This is a genomic window from Variovorax sp. RCC_210 (assembly GCF_041355175.1).
Lineage (GTDB): Bacteria > Pseudomonadota > Gammaproteobacteria > Burkholderiales > Burkholderiaceae_C > Variovorax.
On the sequence record NZ_JBFUPJ010000016.1, the window covers coordinates 177,462 to 195,435 of the forward strand.

Here is a 17,974-nt window from a genome sequence, read left to right on the forward strand (position 1 = left end):
TGCGTCAGCCCTTGCCTGCGTTGAGCCACGACGGCTTGCGCTTCTGCAGGAAGGCCTGCACGCCCTCGCGGCCCTCGTCGCTCGCGCGGATGTCGGCGATGCCCTCGACGGTCTTCGCGACCAGCGCGTCGTCGATCTCGCGGCCGGCCACGTCGTCGATCAGTTGCTTGCAGGCGCGCACGGCGGCCGGGCTGGCGCCGGTGAGCGCCTTCAGCAGCTCGTCGACCTTGGCGTCGAGCGCGTCGGCCGCCACCACCTCGTGCACGAAGCCGATGCGGTGGGCCTCGGCGGCGGTGAAGCGCTCGGCCGTGAGAAAGTAGCGCTGCGAGGCACGCGTGCCCATGGCGCGCAGCACGTAGGGGCTGATGGTGGCTGGCACCAGGCCGATCTTCACTTCGCTCAGGCAGTACCAGGCGGTGTCCACGCTCACGGCCATGTCGCAGGCCGCCACCAGCCCCATGCCGCCCGCGTACACGTCGCCCTGCACGCGCGCGATGGTCGGCTTGGGGCACTCGGCGATGGTGCGCAGCATCCGGGCCAGCTTGCCCGCGTCGGCGATGTTCTCGTCGCGCGTGTAGTCGGCCATGCGGCGCATCCAGTTGAGGTTGGCGCCGGCGCAGAAGGCCGGCCCGTTGGCGCCGAGCACGATGGCCTTCACCTGCGCGGCGGCGCCGGCCTCGGTGAAGGCCTGCGTGAGCTCGGCGATGACGACGTCGTCGAAGGCGTTGCGCGCATCGGGCTGGTCGAGCCACACGCGGGCGATGGCGCCTTCCATGGAAAGTTTCAGCTTGGTGAATTCGCTCATGCCGCTCGCCTCACATGCGGAAGATGCCGAACTTCGGCTCGGGAATCGGCGCGTTGCGCGCCGCGGCAAGACCGAGCGCCAGCACGCGGCGCGTGTCCGCCGGATCGATGATGCCGTCGTCCCAGATGCGCGCGGTGGCGTAGTAGGGGTGGCCCTGGTCTTCGTATTGCTGGCGAATGGGGGCCTTGAAGGCCTCTTCTTCTTCCTTGCTCCAGCTGCCGCCCTTGAGCTCGATGCCGTCGCGCTTCACCGTGGCCAGCACGCTCGCAGCCTGCTCGCCGCCCATGACGCTGATGCGCGCGTTGGGCCACATCCACAGGAAGCGCGGGCTGTACGCGCGGCCGCACATGCCGTAGTTGCCGGCGCCGAAGCTGCCGCCGATGATGATCGTGAACTTGGGCACGTTGGCCGTGGCCACCGCCGTCACCATCTTGGCGCCGTGGCGCGCGATGCCTTCGTTCTCGTACTTGCGGCCCACCATGAAGCCGGTGATGTTCTGCAGGAACACCAGCGGGATCTTGCGCTGGCAGCACAGCTCGATGAAGTGCGCGCCCTTCTGCGCCGACTCGCTGAACAGGATGCCGTTGTTGGCCACGATGCCCACGGGCATGCCCTCGATCTCCGAGAAGCCGCACACCAGCGTGGCGCCGAAGCGCGCCTTGAACTCGTGGAACTCGCTGCCGTCGACGATGCGCGCAATGATCTCGCGCACGTCGAAGGGCTTGCGCGTGTCGGTGGGGATCACGCCGTAGAGCTCTTCGCGCGGGAACGCGGGTGCGCGCACCCCGGTCTTCACCGGGGCATCAGCCGCCTTCGCGTTGAGGTTGGCCACCGCCGAGCGCGCGAGCGCCAGCGCATGCAGGTCGTTCTGCGCCAGGTGGTCGACCACGCCCGACAGGCGCGTGTGCACGTCGCCGCCGCCCAGGTCCTCGGCCGTCACCACCTCGCCGGTGGCCGCCTTCACCAGCGGCGGGCCGCCCAGGAAGATGGTGCCCTGGTTCTTCACGATGATCGATTCGTCGCTCATCGCCGGCACGTAGGCGCCGCCGGCCGTGCACGAGCCCATGACCACCGCGATCTGCGGGATGCCCTGGGCGCTCATGTTGGCCTGGTTGTAGAAGATGCGGCCGAAGTGGTCGCGGTCGGGAAACACCTCGTCCTGGTTCGGCAGGTTGGCGCCACCCGAGTCGACCAGGTAGATGCAGGGCAGGCGGTTCTGCTCGGCGATTTCCTGCGCGCGCAGGTGCTTCTTCACCGTCATGGGGTAGTAGGTGCCGCCCTTCACGGTGGCGTCGTTGCACACGACCATGCAGTCGACGCCGTTCACGCGGCCGATGCCCGCGATGATGCCGGCGCCGGGTGCCGACTCGGCCCCCTTCGCGTCGAGGTACATCGCATGCGCGGCCAGCGGCGCGATCTCCAGGAAGGGCGTGCCCGGGTCGAGCAGCTCGGCCACGCGGTCGCGCGGCAGCAGCTTGCCGCGCGCCGTGTGCTTGGCGCGCGCGGCCTCGCCGCCGCCCTGTTCCACCTTGGCGAACTGCGCGTGCAGGTCGTCGACCAGCGCGCGCATGGCGGCGGCATTGGCCTGGAAGTCGGCCGAACGTGCGTTGAGTTTGGTTTCTAGTTGGCTCATGCTGTCTTTTCTTTCGTCAGGCCGAGCTGCTCGGTCATGGCGTCGCGGATCTTGAATTTCTGGATCTTGCCTGTCACCGTCATCGGGAACTCGGTGACGAACTGGATGTACTTCGGCACCTTGTAGTGCGCGATCTGGCCCTTGCAGAAGCTGCGGATGTCCTCGTCGGTGGCGCTCTGGCCGGGCTTGACGATGATCCACGCGCACAGCTCTTCGCCGTACTTCCGGTCGGGCAGCCCCACCACCTGCACGTCCTGCACCTTCGGGTGGCGGTACAGGAACTCCTCGATCTCGCGCGGGTAGATGTTCTCGCCGCCGCGGATCACCAGGTCCTTGATGCGCCCGACGATGTTGACGTAGCCCTCGGCGTCCATGGTGGCCAGGTCGCCGGTGTGCATCCAGTGCTCGGGGTCGATGGCCTCGCGCGTGCGCGGCTCGTCGTCCCAGTAGCCGTGCATCACCGAGTAGCCGCGCGTGCACAGCTCGCCCGACTGGCCCGTGGGCATGATGGCGCCGGTCTCGGGGTCGATGATCTTCACCTCGAGGTGCGGCTGCACCGTGCCCACGGTGGACACGCGCTTGTCCAGCGGCGTGTCGGTGCTGCTCTGGCAGCTCACGGGGCTGGTCTCGGTCATGCCGTAGGCGATCGTGATCTCGCCCAGGTGCATCTGGTCGACCACGCGCTTCATCACCTCGGTCGGGCACGGCGAGCCGGCCATGATGCCGGTGCGCAGCGTGGACAGGTCGAACTCCTTGAAGCGCGGATGGTCGAGCTCGGCGATGAACATGGTGGGCACGCCGTGCAGGCCGGTGCACTTCTCGGCCTGCACCGTCTCCAGCACGGTGAGCGGGTCGAAGCCGTCGTTCGGGTACACGATGGCCGAGCCGTGCGTGAGGCACGCCAGGTTGCCCAGCACCATGCCGAAGCAGTGGTACAGCGGCACGGGAATGCACAGCTTGTCGACCGGCGAGAGCTTCATGCATTCGCCGATGAAGAAGCCGTTGTTCAGGATGTTGCGGTGCGTGAGCGTCGCGCCCTTCGGAAAGCCCGTGGTGCCGCTGGTGAACTGGATGTTGATGGGGTCGGTCGCCTTCAGCGTCTTCTGCGTGGCGGCCACGCGCGGGTCGGCGGCGTCGCCGCTGGCCAGCAGCTGGCTGAAGCGCTGCATGCCCGGCTGTTCGTCGCCCTGGCCGGGCTTGTCGATCCAGAAGGTGTGCTGCAGCTGCGGCAGGCGCGCGGGGCCGAGCTCGCGCAGCATGCCGAGGTAGTCGCTGGTCTTGAACTGCGCCATCGTCACCAGCGCCTTGCAGCCGACCTTGTTGAGCGCGTACTCGAGCTCCGAGGTGCGGTAGGCCGGGTTGATGTTGACGAGGATCAGCCCGACCTTGGCGGTGGCGATCTGCATCAGCACCCACGGCACGTTGTTGTGCGACCAGATGCCCACGCGGTCGCCGGGCCGCAGGCCGAGCTTCAGCAGGGCGCTGGCGAGCTGGTTGGACCGGGCCTGCAGCGCGCGGTAGGTGAAGCGCTGGCCTTCGTGGCGGCTGATGAGCGCTTCGCGCTCGGGCTGCTTCTCGACCATGTCGTCGAAGAAGTCGCCGATGGGTTGTTCGATGAGGGGGACGTCTGTGGCGCCCTGGGCCATGCTTTGTGTCAGTGGCATCGTCTTGTCTCCTTGTCTTGCCCCCTCTCCCCTTGGGGAGAGGGTTGGGGTGAGGGTGCCGGCCCTTGATGAAGCGCGGCGCTCGACTCGATCGCTGCTGCCCTCACCCCAGCCCTCTCCCCGAGGGGAGAGGGAGCAAGAGGGGGCAGCGCTTCATCCTGGAACCCTACGCCGTTTCCGCGAAAAGCTCGCGACCGATCAGCATCCGACGGATCTCGCTCGTGCCCGCGCCGATCTCGTACAGCTTGGCGTCGCGCCACAGCCGCTCGACCGGAAACTCCTTCGTGTACCCCACGCCGCCCAGCGCCTGGATCGCCTCGCCGGCCATCCACGTCGCCTTCTCGGCCGAATACAGAATCGCGCCGGCCGCGTCCTTGCGGAAGGTGCGCGCATGGTCGTTGCGGTCGCAGGCCTTGCCCACGGCGTACACGTAGGCGCGCGTGGCCTGCCAGGTCGAGTACATGTCGGCCAGCTTGCCCTGCATGAGCTGGAACTCGCCGATGCTCTGGCCGAACTGCTTGCGGTCGTGAACGAAGGGCAGCACCGCGTCCATGCACGCGGCCATGATGCCCAGCGGGCCGCCGGAGAGCACGGCGCGCTCGTAGTCGAGCCCGCTCATGAGCACCTTGGCGCCCAGGCCTTCGCCGCCCAGCACGTTTTCCTCGGGCACTTCGCAGTTGTCGAAGAACAGGGGGAAGGTGTTGGAGCCGCGCATGCCGAGCTTGTCGAGCTTGTTGCCGGCGGAGAAGCCCTTGTAGCTCTTCTCGACGATGAAGGCCGTCATGCCGCGCGCGCCCATCTCGGGCTCGGTCTTGGCGTAGATGACCAGCGTGTCGGCGTCGCCGCCGTTGGTGATCCACATCTTGCCGCCGTTAAGCACGTAGTAGCCGTTCTTCTTCTCGGCCTTGAGCTTCATGCTCACCACGTCGGAGCCGGCGTTGGGCTCGCTCATGGCCAGCGCGCCCACGTGCTCGCCGCTCACCAGCTTGGGCAGGTATTTTTTCTTCTGCGCGTCGCTGCCGTTGCGGTGGATCTGGTTCACGCACAGGTTGGAGTGCGCTCCGTAAGACAGCCCCACCGAGGCCGACGCGCGGGAGACTTCTTCCATGGCCACGATGTGCGCCAGGTAGCCGAGCTCGGTGCCGCCGAACTCTTCCTTCACCGTCATGCCGTGCAGGCCGAGCTCGCCGAGCTTTTGCCAGAGGTCGTGCGGGAACAGGTTGTCGCGGTCGATGTCGGCGGCGCGCGGCGCGATTTCGTTCGCGGCAAAGTCCTGGATGGCGCTGCGCAGCGAATCGATGGTGTCGCCCAGGTCGAAGTTCAGGCCGGGATCGTGCATGTGTGTTGTCTCCTCTGAGGGGTCGGCGCGCAGGGCTGCCCACGCGAAATGGCGCTTGGAAGAACCGCAGCTTACGCCCGGCAGCGCCGCAATTGGCGCCACAATGGTTGCAAATTGCGCCACGCCCATTCGCTGAACACATGTCGTCCCCATCGTTCCTCAGGCCCGCCCGCGCCGTCACGCCCATGGCCTTCGTGAGAGCCATCGTGCAGGGCTACGAGCGCTATGAAAAGGACCCGGCCGAGGCCCTGAAAGCGGCACAGATCACGCCGCGCGATCTGGCCCGGCCGGGCGCCCGGGTGACGGCGGCGCAGTTCGAGGCGCTGTCCGAGCACGCCATGCAGGAGCTCGACGACGAGGCGCTCGGCTGGTTCTCGCGGCGCCTGCCCTGGGGCAGCTACGGCATGCTGTGCCGCGCCTCGCTGAGCTCGCCCGACCTGGGCGTGGCCATCAAGCGCTGGTGCCGCCACCACCGGCTGCTGACCGAAGACATCGGGCTGGCGCTGGAGGTGGCGGGCGGCATGGCCACCTTGCGCATCACCGAGAACCGCCCGCTCGACGCGGCCTTTCGTGAGTTCTGCCTGGTGACCAGCCTGCGCTTCATGCACGGCTACATGTGCTGGGCCATCGACTCGCGCATTTCGCTGCGCCATGCGGGCTTTCCGTTCGCGCCGCCGCCGCACCGCGACGCCTACGCCCCGATGTTCACGCCCGACGTGAGCTTCGACGCGCCGCAGGCGAGCATCAGCTTCGACGAGCGCTACCTGGCGTTGCCATTGCAACGCGACGAGCGCGCGCTGCGCACCATGCTCAAGCGGGCGCTGCCGCTGACCATCCTGCAATACCGTCGGGACCGGCTGCTGGGCCAGCGCGTGCGCGAGCTGCTGCGCTCACGCGCCAGCGAGGCGACCACGGCGGAGGCGCTGGCGGGGCTGCTCAATGTGTCGAGCCGCACGCTGCATCGGCAATTGCACGAGGAAGGCACATCGCTGCAGGTGCTGAAGAACGAGGTGCGCCACGAGATGGCGGTCGACCAGTTGCGCCGCACCACGCGGCCGATCAAGCAGGTGGCGCTGGCGGTCGGGTTTCGCAACGAGAAGAGTTTTTCTCGCGCTTTTTTCCAGTGGACGGGGCATGCGCCCCGGGACTTCCGGCAGCAGGGGTTGTAGGTTCGGCGCGCATGAACAGGCCGCCGGCCTGATCGCGCCCAGCAACGAAACCCCGAGACTCAGCCCGGCTGATCGATCAACGCCAGCGCATCCGCGATCGACTGGCTGTCTTCCGGCCGCACCAGCTTGGCAAGCTGCTGGCCATCGCGCATGAACACCAGCGTGGGCCACAGCCGCACGTTGAACGAGCGGCCCAGCGGACGGCCGCTGCCGTCTTCCACCTTGATGCGGCGCACGTTCGGGTACTTGGCGAAGGCCTCTTCGATGTTCGGCTGCGCGGCCTTGCAGATGCCGCACCAGTTGGTGCCGAACTCGACGACGGCGGGGCCGGTGAGTGCGTCGATGTGGGTGCGTTCGGGTTGCTCGGTCTTGTATTCGGAGGTCATGGGGGTGTGGTTCCTCTGCAGGCCTTGCGGCTCGTCGGTTTAGCCCCTCATTGCATCAGAAACTCAGGCCGGCTGCAGGCCGTACCCCGAAAGCAGCGCGGGCAATTCGGCCATGTCGCTGAACACGCGCGCCACGCCCACGCTCAGCAGCGGGCCGGGGCCGCTGTGGCCCGATTCGCCGGTGCTGTAGCCGAACACCGTGGCGCCCGCGGCCACGCCAGCCATGGCGCCGGTGACGGTGTCCTCCACGATGGCGCAACGCTTCGGGTCCACGCCCAGCGCCTCGGCGGCGGCCAGGTACACGTCGGGGTGAGGTTTGGAGCGCGGCATTTCGTGGCCGCTGAAGATGCGCCCCTGGAACAGGTCGAGCAGGCCGACCTTGGCCAGCTGCAGCTCGACCTTGTGGCGGTCGGCGCCCGAGGCGCAGGCGATGCGGCCCTTGAGCTTCGCGTGGATTTCTCGAATGGCGGCCGGCGCATGCGCGATGGCGACCAGGTCGCGCTCCAGCGCCTCGTTGCGGCGCGCGCGAAAGGCCTTGAGCCATTCGTCGGTGATCTTGAAGCCGGTCTTCGCTTCGATGAGGGCGGCCTCGTCCTTCACGGCCTTGCCGGTGAAGGTGTTCATCGACTCCTCGGTGCTCAGGTGCCAGCCGAGCTCGCCGAGCATTTCGGCGAGCACGCGGTTGGTGATGGGTTCCGAATCCACGAGGACGCCGTCGCAGTCGAACAGCACGGCGGAGAAGGGAAATGAAGTCATGGGTTGGCATTGCTGGGATTGCCTTGATGGTAGCAACCGCCTGTGCAATGCCGCCCCCGAAGGGACAAGGCGCCCCGTGAAAGCGCGTGGTTCCGCTCAGCGCGCGTGCGTCACGCCGCCGTCCACCACCAGCGTCGAGCCCATCACGTAGTCGCCGGCACGCGAGGCCAGGTAGATGGCCGCGCCCGCCATGTCCTCGGGCACGCCGATGCGGCCGGCCGGAATGCGGTCCTTCACCACGTCGCCGTGGTCGCGGGCGTCCTTGTTCATGTCGGAGGCGAAAGCACCCGGGGCGATGGCGCTGACCACGATGCGGTCCTGCGCGAGCCGCAGCGCCATGCGGCGCGTGAGCTGGATCAGGCCGGCCTTGCTGGCGGCATACGAATACGTTTCCTGCGGGTTCACCGAAATGCCGTCGATCGAGGCGATGTTGATCACCTTCGACAGGTGGTCGGTGGCCGCCTTCTTCAGCATCGGCGTGAGCGCCTGGGTCAGGAAGAACGGGGTCTTCAGGTTCAGGTCGACCACCTTGTCCCAGCCGCTTTCCGGAAACTCCGCATACGGCGCGCCCCAGGCGGCGCCGGCGTTGTTCACCAGGATGTCGAGCGAGCCTTCATGCTTGGCATAGGCCTCGACCAGCGCCTGCGCGCCCTCCACCGTCGACACGTCGGCCGGCAGCGACACGCAGTGGCCGAAGGCCGACAGCTCCTTCGCCGTCTGGTCGCAGGCCGCGGCCTTGCGTGCCGAGATGTACACGCGCGCGCCCTGGGCCAGGTAGCCCTCGGCGATCATGCGGCCGATGCCGCGCGAACCGCCGGTGATGAGCGCGGTGCGGCCCTTCAGCGAGAAGAGTTGGGTGGTGTCCATGGTGCGGGTGTCTCCTGAATGAAAGATTTTTCAGGAAACGAGCTTAGTGCGCGCGGCGCCGCGCGCGCGTCACCTCGGTGTCAGCCCCGACGTCTGCGCCGAAGGCAGCGACAGGCTGCGCGGGCTGGTGAAGCTGCGCAGCTCGCCGCTCAGCGGATCGACGAACGACAGCGACCTGGCCAGCAGCTGCAAGGGCTTGCTGAAATCGTCCGCGCCCTCGGGCAGCAGCACGGGGTAGATCGGGTCGTTCACGATGGGCATGCCCAGCGCCTGGCAATGCACGCGCAGCTGGTGCTTGCGGCCCGTGACCGGCGAGAGCCTGAGCAGCGCATGGCCGTCGCGCACCTGCCGCACCTCGATGCGGGTCTCGGAATTGGGCTCGCCGGGCTCCTCGCGCACGCGCATGAAATGCGCGTCGTCGACCAGCCGGCTGCGGTACACCTCGGGCACCGACGACACGCCCTCCTGCCAGGGCACCACCGCCTCGTAGTGCTTGTCGATGCGGCGCTCCGGAAACATGGCCTGGTAGGCGCCGCGCGTCGCTTGCCGCACCGAGAACAACACAAGCCCCGAGGTGCTGCGGTCGATGCGGTGCATGGGCACCAGGTCGTCGAGCTGCAGCTTGCGTTTCAGCCGCACCAGCAGGCTTTCCTGCAGGTACTTGCCGGTGGGCGTGACGGGCACGAAGGGCGGCTTGTCGACCACCAGCAGCTCGTCGTCCTGGTGAACGATCTGCTCGTCGAACGGAATGCGCACCTCGTTGTCGAGCGCGCGGTAGTAGTACACGCGCAGCGGCGACTGGTAGCGGCGCGCCACGGTCACCGGCACGTGGTGCTCGTCGACGACGTCGTTCGCCTCGATGCGCGCCAGCCACGCCTCGCGCGTGATGGCGGGAAAGCGCTCGATCAGGAACTCGGCGATGGTCGGCCACGGCCCGTACGGCAGGCCGACGCAGCTCGGGCCCACGCCGTCGCGCGTGGGCAGCGGCAGCTGCGGCGGACGGCGGCGGGTCATGGCGACGAGGAGGCCTGCTGCAGCAGCGACAGCGCCTCGGCGGCCGAGGGCCGCTTCCGCGCATCGGGCTGCAGGCAGCGGTCTTTCAGCGCGACCACCTGGGGCGGCACGGCGTCGGCGCAGCGCTCGAGCAGCTCTTCGAGCAGGCAGCCGAAGGCGCGCATCTCCAGCGCCTGGAACGCGCGCGCCTGTGCGGCGTCCAACGACGCCGTCATCCAGCCCGCGCCGAAGTCGCCGAGCCGGCCGCCGCGCTGCGCATGCCACAGGATGTTGTGCGCATACAGGTCGCCATGAACAATGCCGCGCGCGTGCAGGTGCTGCACGGCCGAGGCGATGTCGCGGGCGATGCGCAGGGCCACGCCGCAGGTCCACCGCGCGTCGTCCGCATACACGTCGCGCGTGCACGACGCCAGGCTGGGCGGCCCGGCGAGCGTGACGAAGGTGGGGTCGACCAGCCCCATCACCAGGCCTTCGGTGCGCTCGGGATGGCCGTCGATGCGGCCCTGCGCGGCAATCAGCGTGGGGTGCGGGCCGGCGGCGATGCACGCGGCCATTTCGCTGTGCGGCCAGCCGTCGCTGGTGACCGCGCCCTTGAAGAGCTTGACGGCCACTTGCTGCGCCTTCTTGCCGAGCGACGCTTGGTGGATCACGCCCGAGGCGCCCTCGCCGAGCTTCTTGCCGAGCGAGAGTTCGGCCCAGTCGACGCGCGGCACCGACTGCGCGGCGATGGCTGCGTCTTCAGCCTGCGTGTCGAACGGGTTGCCGGCGCAGGCCAGCCATGCGAGCCGCGGTAGCAACGGCAACCAGGCGGGCAGCGCCTCGAAGCGGTTGGCCGAAATGCGCAGCAGCTCGAGCCGCTCCAGCCCCGCCATCGATGCCGGCAGCTTGCGCAGCCGGTTGCCCGCGAGCATCAGCTTCTGCATGCGGGTGCAGGCGCCCAGCGAATCAGGCAACTCTTCGATGTGGTTGTCGGTGAGGATCAGCCAGCGCAGCGATGCCGGCAGCGAGGCGGCCGGCACGGTGTGGATGCGGTTGGCCTTGAAGCCGACGATGTCCAGCCCCTGGCACCGGCCGATGGCCTCGGGCAGCGTGGTGAAGCGGTTGTCGGAGCAGAACAGCACGCGCAGCCTGTGCAGGCGGTGCAGGTCGTCGGGCAGTGTGTCGAGTGCGTTGCCCGACAGGCTCAGCACCTCGAGCGAGTCGGCAAGGTCGAAGACCTCGCGCGGGAACTCGGTGAGCCCGCAAGAGAGATCGATTCGTTGTGCGCCTGCCAGCTGGCCCGCGCGGAGCTGAGCCAGCGTGTTCATGCGGGCAAGTCTAAATGCCCGGCATTTCCCTCAGGCGGTGCTCGCCTTGGCGCCGAAGCGGTAGATGCCGTCCTTGCCCAGCTCGCGCTTCACCTGCCCCGAGAACCACAGCAGGTGCAGGTGGGCCACGGTCTCGCCCATGGCGAAGGTCATCTGGTGCACGTCGAGCTGGCGCTTGAACAGGATGGGCAGGCCCTGCGCTCCGGTCAGCGGGCTGGCGAGGCAGGCCTCGAGCAGTTCGGCCAGGCGGTCGCGGTGGTGCTCCTGCAGCTGCTCGACGCGGCGGTGGATGCCGGTGAAGGGCTTGCCGTGCGACGGCAGTCCCAGCGTGTCGGCCGGCAGCGCCTTGAACTTGTCGATGCTGTCCAGGAACAGGCGCAGCGAGTTCGCCTCGGGCTCGCCCGCATGCACGCTCACGTTGGTGGAAATGCGCGGCAGCATCATGTCGCCGCCCAGCAGCAGCTTCAGCTCGTCGCAGAACAGCGCGATGTGCTCGGGCGCATGGCCGTAGCCGACGATGCAGCGCCAGGCGTGGCCGTCGATGGTGACGGTGTCGCCGTCGAGCATGCGCACGAAGGTGTCGGGCACCGCGGGCACCAGCTCGGCGTAGTAGTTGGTGCGCCCGCGGATCTTGTCCAGCGCCTCGGGGTCGGTCATGCCGTGCGAGGCGAAGAAGCTCGCCGCCTGCTCGCCGCCCGCGAGCGTGTCGCCGGCGGTGCTGAGCACGCGGGCCACGTGGTAGTCGGTGGAACTGATCCACATCGGCGCCTTCCAGCGCTCGCACAGCCAGTGCGCCAGGCCGATGTGGTCGGGGTGCATGTGGGTGACGATGACGCGCAGAATCGGCAACCCCTGCAGCTGGGTCTCGAAGATCTGCTCCCACTGGGCGCGCGACTCGGCGTGGTCGATGCAGCAGTCGACCACCGTCCAGCCGGCCACGCCGTCCAGGGTGTCGCGCAGCAGCCAGAGGTTGATGTGGTCGAGCGCAAAGGGCAGCCGCATGCGGATCCAGCGCACGCCTGGCGCCACCTCCATGGCTTCGCCGGGCTGGGGCAGCGTGTCGCCCAGGGGGTAGTGGAGTTCGCGTTCGAGGAGGTTCATGTAAGATTGACGTTTACGTAAACGTCATGAGTCAAGGGCACCATTGTAGGGATCGCGGCGTGAATCTGCTGTCGCCCGCGCAACGACCCTTTTTTGCCCTGTTCGGCTCCTTCGTCGTCACCACTCCCTGCCATGCCCGCGTCCACCTTCACCATCAGCCAGCTCGCGAAGGAATTCGACCTCACGACGCGGGCCATCCGCTTCTACGAGGACATGGGCCTGCTCACCCCCGAGCGGGCCGGGCTGCAGCGCGTGTACAGCGCGCGCGACCGGGCCCGGCTCACGCTCACGCTGCGCGCCAAGCGCCTGGGCCTGAGCCTGACGGAGGCCAAGGACATCCTGGACATGTACGACAGCCCGCGCGACACGGTGCCGCAGCTGGAAAAATTCCTCGGCGTGCTGGGCGCGCACCGGGCCCAGCTCGAAGCCCAGCTGACCGAGCTGCAGGCCAACCTGGCGGAAGTGCGCGAACACGAGAAAAAGGGGCGGGCCACGCTGGCCAAGGCCCAGAAGGCAATCAAGGGAAGCAAGACAACAAAGCAGGTCAGGCCGGCCAGGCCCAACAAGGCCCTCAAGGCCCCCAAGGCGGCGGAAGCCAGCGCCTGAACCACGCGACTCATCGACAATAGAGCCACTATGTCCGACATCACCGACAACCTCGACGACCTCTTTGCCCACAACCGTGCGTGGTCCGCGCAAATGGAGCGCGACCGCCCCGGTTTCTTCACCAGCCTGGTCAAGCAGCAGACACCGCGCTACATGTGGATCGGCTGCTCCGACAGCCGCGTGCCCGCCAACCAGATCACCGGGCTGGAGCCCGGCGAAGTGTTCGTGCACCGCAACGTCGCCAACATCGTGGTGCACTCCGACCTCAACGCGCTCTCGGCCATCCAGTTCGCGGTGGAGCACCTGAAGGTCGAGCACATCATGGTGGTGGGCCACTACGGCTGCGCCGGCGTGAAGGCCGCGCTCAGCGGCAAGCGCATCGGCCTGGCCGACAACTGGATCCGCCACATCCAGGACGTGCGCGACCGCCACCACGTGATGCTCGAAAGCCTGCCCGACGAAGAAGCCCGCGTCGATGCGCTGTGCGAGCTGAACGTGGCCGAGCAGGTGGTCAACGTGGCCGTCAGCACCGTCATGGTCGACGCCTGGGCGCGCGGCCAGAAGGTCAAGATCCACGGCTGGACCTTCGGCGTGCACGACGGACTGCTGCAGGACCTGGGCCTGAGCGTGGACGGCGCCAAGCCGCTGGACGGCGTGTACAAGGCCGCGGTGCAGCGCATTCGCTACAAGTGGAGCAAGCCCGGCGAAGTGATCCAGGCGCTGACCACGCAAGGCGTGCAGGTGAACCAGGCCGTGCAGGAGGCGCAGGCCATCGCGCCGCAGCCCGAGGCCGGCGGCACGGGAAGCCCCGCCGCGGCCTGACGCGGGCCGCGGCAGACCGACGCAACGGCAATAGAACGGTAATAGAACGGCAATCCAGCGGCGCTTTGCCCCGTCCCCCGTCCATGTTCCCGCAACGCCTCGACTCGCCGCTGGCCTATGACATCGCGAAGGCGATGATGGACGGTTTCAACCGCCACTACCGGTTGTTTCGCGCCGAGTCGGCGCGTGCCAAGCACCGCTTCGAAACCGCCGACTGGCACGGCCAGCAGCGCGCGCAGCGCGAGCGCATCGAGTTCTACGACCTGCGCGTGAGCGAGGCCGTGGCCCGGCTCGAGAAGGAGTTCAAGGCCGGCGAGCAGCCGATGGACGTGTGGCACCAGGTCAAGCTGCACTACATCGGCCTGCTGGTGGACCACCACCAGCCCGAGCTGGCCGAGAGCTTCTTCAACTCGGTGACCACCAAGATCCTTCACCGCGCGTACTTCCAGAACGACTTCATCTTCGTGCGCCCGGCGATCAGCACCGAGTACATCGAGCCGCGCGGCGCCCCCACCTACCGCCCCTACTACCCCGAGCCCCGGACGCTGGCCGACACCGTGGAGCAGATGCTCGACGACTTCGCGCTGCTGGGCACCTTCGCCAACAAGCGGCGCGATGCCGAGCGCGTGGCGCATGCCATATCGAACCGTTTCCACCAGGTGAAGCTGCGCGCCAACTTCCAGCTGCAGGTGCTCTCGGGGCTGTTCTTTCGCAACAAGGGCGCGTACGTGGTGGGCAAGATCATGAACGGCTTCGTCGAGATTCCGTTCTCGCTGCCCATCCTGCACGACAGCCGCGGGCGCTTCTACATCGACGCGGCGCTGTTCGGCGAAGACGACCTGCAGATGCTCTTCAGCTTTGCGCGCGCGTACTTCATGGTCGACATGGAAGTGCCTTCGGCGTGGGTGCAGTTCCTGCGCTCGCTCATGCCGCGCAAGCCCCGCGCCGAGATCTACAACGCGCTGGGCCTGGCCAAGCAGGGCAAGACCCTTTTCTACCGCGACTTTCTCTCGCACCTGAACTACTCCAGCGACCGCTTCCGCATCGCGCCCGGCATCAAGGGCATGGTCATGCTGGTGTTCGACCTGCCGTCGTTCCCCTTCGTGTTCAAGCTCATCAAGGACTACTACCCGCCGCAGAAGGACACCACGCGCGAGCAGATCAAGGGCAAGTACATGCTCGTGAAGCAGCACGACCGCGTGGGCCGCATGGCCGACACGCTGGAGTACAGCGACGTGGGTTTTCCGCTCGACCGCTTCGAGCCCGGGCTGATCGAAGAAATCCAGAAGTTCGCGCCCAGCCAGCTCGAGATCGGCGACCGCGACGGCAACGGCGAAATGGAGGTCGTGCTCAAGCACGTCTACATCGAGCGCCGCATGATCCCGCTGAACATCTACCTGCAGGAAGCCTTCGACACGCTGGCCGACCCCGAGAGCCCGGCGCACGCCAGGCGCGCGAAAGACCAGCTGGAGCATGCGGTGGTCGAGTACGGCAACGCCATCAAGGACATGGTCGCGGCCAACATCTTTCCCGGCGACATGCTGTGGAAAAATTTCGGCGTCACGCGCGGCGGCAAGGTGGTGTTCTACGACTACGACGAGATCGAATACGTCACCGACTGCAAGTTTCGCAAGGTGCCCGCGCCGCGCAACGAAGAAGAAGAAATGAGCGGCGAGGTCTGGTACTCGGTGGGCCCGAAAGATGTGTTCCCCGAGACCTTCGAGCCCTTCCTGCTGGGCAACAGCGACGTGCGCGCGGCCTTCATGGCGCACCACGCCGACCTGCTCGACGCCGCCTTCTGGCAGCACCACAAGGAACGCATCCAGGCCGGCCAGATGCTTGATGTGTTCCCGTACGAAGAGTCGCAGCGCTTCCAGCACGAAGGCCACGCGACGCATTTCTGACCGACCGTTTCTGTTTGTTTTTCGCTTCGCTTCCACATTCCTGAAGGAGACCTCCACATGTCCGAATCCATCGTCATCGTCGGCCTGGCCCGCACCCCCATGGGCAGCTTCCAGGGCGACTTTTCATCGCTTGCCGCGCACGACCTGGGCGGCGCCGCCATCAAGGCCGCCGTCGAGCGCGCCGGCATCGCGCCCGACAGCGTGGGCGAGGTGCTGTTCGGCAACTGCCTGATGGCCGGCCAGGGCCAGGCGCCGGCGCGCCAGGCGGCCTACAAGGGCGGCCTGCCCGACAGCGCGGGCGCGGTCACGCTCAGCAAGATGTGCGGCTCGGCCATGAAGGCCGCCATGCTGTCGCACGACCTGCTGCTGGCCGGCACGCACGACGTGATCGTGGCGGGCGGCATGGAAAGCATGACCAACGCGCCCTACCTCATGCTCAAGGGCCGCGGCGGCTACCGCATGGGCCACGACCGCATCTTCGACCACATGATGCTCGACGGCCTGGAAGACGCCTACCAGCCGGGCCGCTCCATGGGCACCTTCGGCGAAGACTGCGCGGCCAAGTACAAGTTCACGCGCGAGCAGCAGGACGCCTTCGCCATCGCCAGCGTCGAGCGCGCCAAGAAGGCGACCGACACCGGCCTGTTCAAGGACGAGATCGTGCCCGTCACCGTGAAGGGCCGCGGCGGCGAGACGGTGGTGTCCATCGACGAAGGCCCGGGCAAGGTCAAGCTCGACAAGATCCCCACGCTCAAGCCCGCGTTCAAGAAGGAAAACGGCACCATCACCGCCGCGTCGAGCTCGTCGATCAACGACGGCGCGGCCGCGCTGGTGATGATGACCGAGTCGCACACGAAGAAGATCGGCGCCAGGCCCATTGCCCGCATCGTCGGCCACGCCACGCACGCGCAGCAGCCCGAGTGGTTCTCCACCGCCCCGGTGGGCGCCGTCGCCAAGCTGTTCAAGAAGACCGGCTGGGCGGTGAAGGACGTGGACCTGTGGGAAGTGAACGAAGCCTTCGCCGTGGTGCCGATGGCGCTGATGCACGAGCTCGACGTGTCGCACGAGATCGTGAACGTGCACGGCGGCGCCTGCGCGCTGGGCCACCCGATCGGCGCGAGCGGCGCGCGCATCATGGTCACGCTGATCCACGCGCTGAAGGCGCGCGGCAAGAAGCGCGGCGTGGCCACGCTGTGCATCGGCGGGGGCGAAGGCACGGCGGTGGCACTCGAATTGCTATAAAAGCAATGGTCGGCACGGCGCCCGGGGGACGGGCGCCTTGCCGGCTTTTTCATTCGGTTATTTCAAACAATGCAAAACATGCGTAGAGCAGGAGAATTCATGCGCCCATCCATCCACCGTACCGCCGTGACCGCCATTGGCGCCGTGCTGGCCACCGCCTTCATGGCGAACGCCGCCTGGGCCCAGAAGCGCGACAACGTGCTGTTCCAGGCTGCCACCGACGAGCAGCCCGCGGTGATCAAGACGCTGGAAAAGCTCGTCAACATCGAAACCGGCACCGGCGACGCCGAAGGCATTGCCGCCGCGGGCAGCTACCTCGAGGGCGAGCTCAAGAACCTGGGCTTCACCGTCACGCGCAGCAAGTCGGCCGGCATCGTGGTGGGCGACAACATCGTGGGCAAGATCAAGGGCCGCGGCGGCAAGAACCTGCTGCTGCTGTCGCACATGGACACCGTGTACCTGAAGGGCATCCTCGCGAAGGCGCCGTTCAAGGTCGAGGGCGACAAGGCCTACGGCCCCGGCATCGCCGACGACAAGGGCGGCAACGCCGTCATCCTGCACACGCTCAAGCTGCTGAAGGACTACGGCGTGCGCGACTACGGCACCATCACCGTGCTGTTCAACACCGACGAGGAAAAGGGCTCCTTCGGTTCGCGCGACCTGATCCAGGAAGAAGCCAAGCTGGCCGACTACGTGCTCTCCTTCGAGCCCACCAGCGCCGGCGACGAGAAGCTCTCGCTGGGCACCTCGGGCATCGCCTACGTGCAGGTCAACATCACGGGCAAGGCCTCGCACGCGGGCGCCGCGCCCGAGCTGGGCGTGAACGCGCTGGTGGAGGCCTCCGACCTGGTGCTGCGCACCATGAACATCGACGACAAGTCGAAGAACCTGCGCTTCAACTGGACCATTGCCAAGGCCGGCAACGTGTCGAACATCATTCCCGCCAGCGCCACGCTGAACGCCGACGTGCGCTACGCGCGCAACGAAGACTTCGATGCCGCCATGAAGACGCTGGAAGAGCGCGCGCAGCAAAAGAAGCTGCCCGACGCCGACGTCAAGGTGCTGGTCACGCGCGGCCGCCCGGCCTTCAACGCGGGCGAAGGCGGCAAGAAGCTGGTCGACAAGGCCGTGGCCTTCTACAAGGAAGCCGGCGGCAACCTGGGCGTGGAAGAGCGCACCGGCGGCGGCACCGACGCGGCCTACGCGGCGCTCTCGGGCAAGCCCGTGATCGAGAGCCTGGGCCTGCCCGGCTTCGGCTACCACAGCGACAAGGCCGAGTACGTGGACATCAGCGCCATTCCGCGCCGCCTGTACATGGCCGCGCGCCTGATCATGGACCTGGGCGCCGGCAAGTAAAGC

The 17,974-nt window shown here is 67.5% G+C and carries 16 protein-coding genes; 6 read left to right on the top strand and 10 right to left on the bottom strand.

What is annotated here, in order from left to right:
- Positions 1–4: 4 nt before the first annotated feature.
- The 4 genes from AB6807_RS32725 to AB6807_RS32740 all read right to left on the bottom strand — a co-directional run bounded on the left by AB6807_RS32725 (position 5) and on the right by AB6807_RS32740 (position 5,441).
- Positions 5–805 (bottom strand): enoyl-CoA hydratase/isomerase family protein, encoded by an 801-nt coding sequence (locus AB6807_RS32725; protein WP_371087835.1) that lies wholly within the window; start codon positions 803–805, stop codon positions 5–7.
- Positions 806–815: 10 nt separating this feature from the next.
- Complete coding sequence (locus AB6807_RS32730; RefSeq protein WP_116909573.1) at positions 816–2,438, bottom strand: carboxyl transferase domain-containing protein; 1,623 nt, start codon at positions 2,436–2,438, stop codon at positions 816–818.
- A complete protein-coding gene (locus AB6807_RS32735; protein WP_116909574.1) occupies positions 2,435–4,102 on the bottom strand; it encodes an AMP-binding protein in 1,668 nt (555 codons plus the stop codon). Before AB6807_RS32735 ends, AB6807_RS32730 begins: the two co-directional genes overlap by 4 nt.
- Before the next feature lie 166 nt (positions 4,103–4,268).
- Positions 4,269–5,441, bottom strand: coding sequence for an isovaleryl-CoA dehydrogenase (locus AB6807_RS32740; RefSeq protein WP_371087836.1), 1,173 nt, complete (start codon positions 5,439–5,441; stop codon positions 4,269–4,271).
- Positions 5,442–5,581: 140 nt separating this feature from the next.
- On the opposite strand from AB6807_RS32740, the gene AB6807_RS32745 reads away from it, so the two are divergent.
- Positions 5,582–6,610, top strand: a complete 1,029-nt coding sequence (locus AB6807_RS32745; protein WP_371087837.1) for an AraC family transcriptional regulator — start codon at positions 5,582–5,584, stop codon at positions 6,608–6,610.
- Between the two features lie 59 nt (positions 6,611–6,669).
- Here AB6807_RS32745 and AB6807_RS32750 read toward each other — a convergent pair whose 3' ends face one another.
- The 6 genes from AB6807_RS32750 to AB6807_RS32775 all read right to left on the bottom strand — a co-directional run bounded on the left by AB6807_RS32750 (position 6,670) and on the right by AB6807_RS32775 (position 12,041).
- Positions 6,670–6,996: a thioredoxin family protein gene (locus AB6807_RS32750; protein WP_371087838.1), complete on the bottom strand. Its 327-nt coding sequence runs from the start codon at positions 6,994–6,996 to the stop codon at positions 6,670–6,672.
- Positions 6,997–7,059: 63 nt separating this feature from the next.
- The gene (locus tag AB6807_RS32755) at positions 7,060–7,752 is read right to left on the bottom strand and encodes an HAD family phosphatase (RefSeq protein WP_116909578.1); all 693 of its coding nucleotides are present in this window, start codon (positions 7,750–7,752) and stop codon (positions 7,060–7,062) included.
- Between the two features lie 96 nt (positions 7,753–7,848).
- The gene (locus AB6807_RS32760; RefSeq protein WP_116909579.1) at positions 7,849–8,619 is read right to left on the bottom strand and encodes an SDR family oxidoreductase; all 771 of its coding nucleotides are present in this window, start codon (positions 8,617–8,619) and stop codon (positions 7,849–7,851) included.
- Positions 8,620–8,688: 69 nt separating this feature from the next.
- Positions 8,689–9,633 carry a pseudouridine synthase gene (locus tag AB6807_RS32765; protein WP_371087839.1) on the bottom strand — a complete coding sequence of 315 codons (945 nt, stop codon included), beginning with the start codon at positions 9,631–9,633 and terminating at the stop codon, positions 8,689–8,691.
- Positions 9,630–10,940: a leucine-rich repeat-containing protein kinase family protein gene (locus AB6807_RS32770; protein WP_371087840.1), complete on the bottom strand. Its 1,311-nt coding sequence runs from the start codon at positions 10,938–10,940 to the stop codon at positions 9,630–9,632. The genes AB6807_RS32765 and AB6807_RS32770 overlap by 4 nt, the downstream gene beginning before the upstream one ends.
- A gap of 30 nt (positions 10,941–10,970) precedes the next feature.
- Positions 10,971–12,041, bottom strand: coding sequence for an MBL fold metallo-hydrolase (locus AB6807_RS32775; protein ID WP_116909582.1), 1,071 nt, complete (start codon positions 12,039–12,041; stop codon positions 10,971–10,973).
- Positions 12,042–12,173: 132 nt separating this feature from the next.
- Between AB6807_RS32775 and AB6807_RS32780 the strand changes: the two genes are divergently transcribed.
- From AB6807_RS32780 to AB6807_RS32800, 5 genes are all read left to right on the top strand, one after another.
- A complete protein-coding gene (locus AB6807_RS32780) occupies positions 12,174–12,647 on the top strand; it encodes a MerR family DNA-binding transcriptional regulator (RefSeq protein ID WP_371087841.1) in 474 nt (157 codons plus the stop codon).
- A 30-nt stretch (positions 12,648–12,677) separates the two neighbouring features.
- Positions 12,678–13,469, top strand: coding sequence for a carbonate dehydratase (gene can / locus AB6807_RS32785; RefSeq protein WP_207786687.1), 792 nt, complete (start codon positions 12,678–12,680; stop codon positions 13,467–13,469).
- Between the two features lie 83 nt (positions 13,470–13,552).
- A complete protein-coding gene (gene aceK / locus AB6807_RS32790) occupies positions 13,553–15,373 on the top strand; it encodes a bifunctional isocitrate dehydrogenase kinase/phosphatase (RefSeq protein ID WP_116909584.1) in 1,821 nt (606 codons plus the stop codon).
- Between the two features lie 57 nt (positions 15,374–15,430).
- Positions 15,431–16,615: an acetyl-CoA C-acyltransferase gene (locus tag AB6807_RS32795; RefSeq protein WP_371087842.1), complete on the top strand. Its 1,185-nt coding sequence runs from the start codon at positions 15,431–15,433 to the stop codon at positions 16,613–16,615.
- Between the two features lie 99 nt (positions 16,616–16,714).
- Positions 16,715–17,971 (top strand): glutamate carboxypeptidase, encoded by a 1,257-nt coding sequence (locus AB6807_RS32800; protein ID WP_371087843.1) that lies wholly within the window; start codon positions 16,715–16,717, stop codon positions 17,969–17,971.
- The last annotated feature ends 3 nt before the right edge of the window (positions 17,972–17,974 follow it).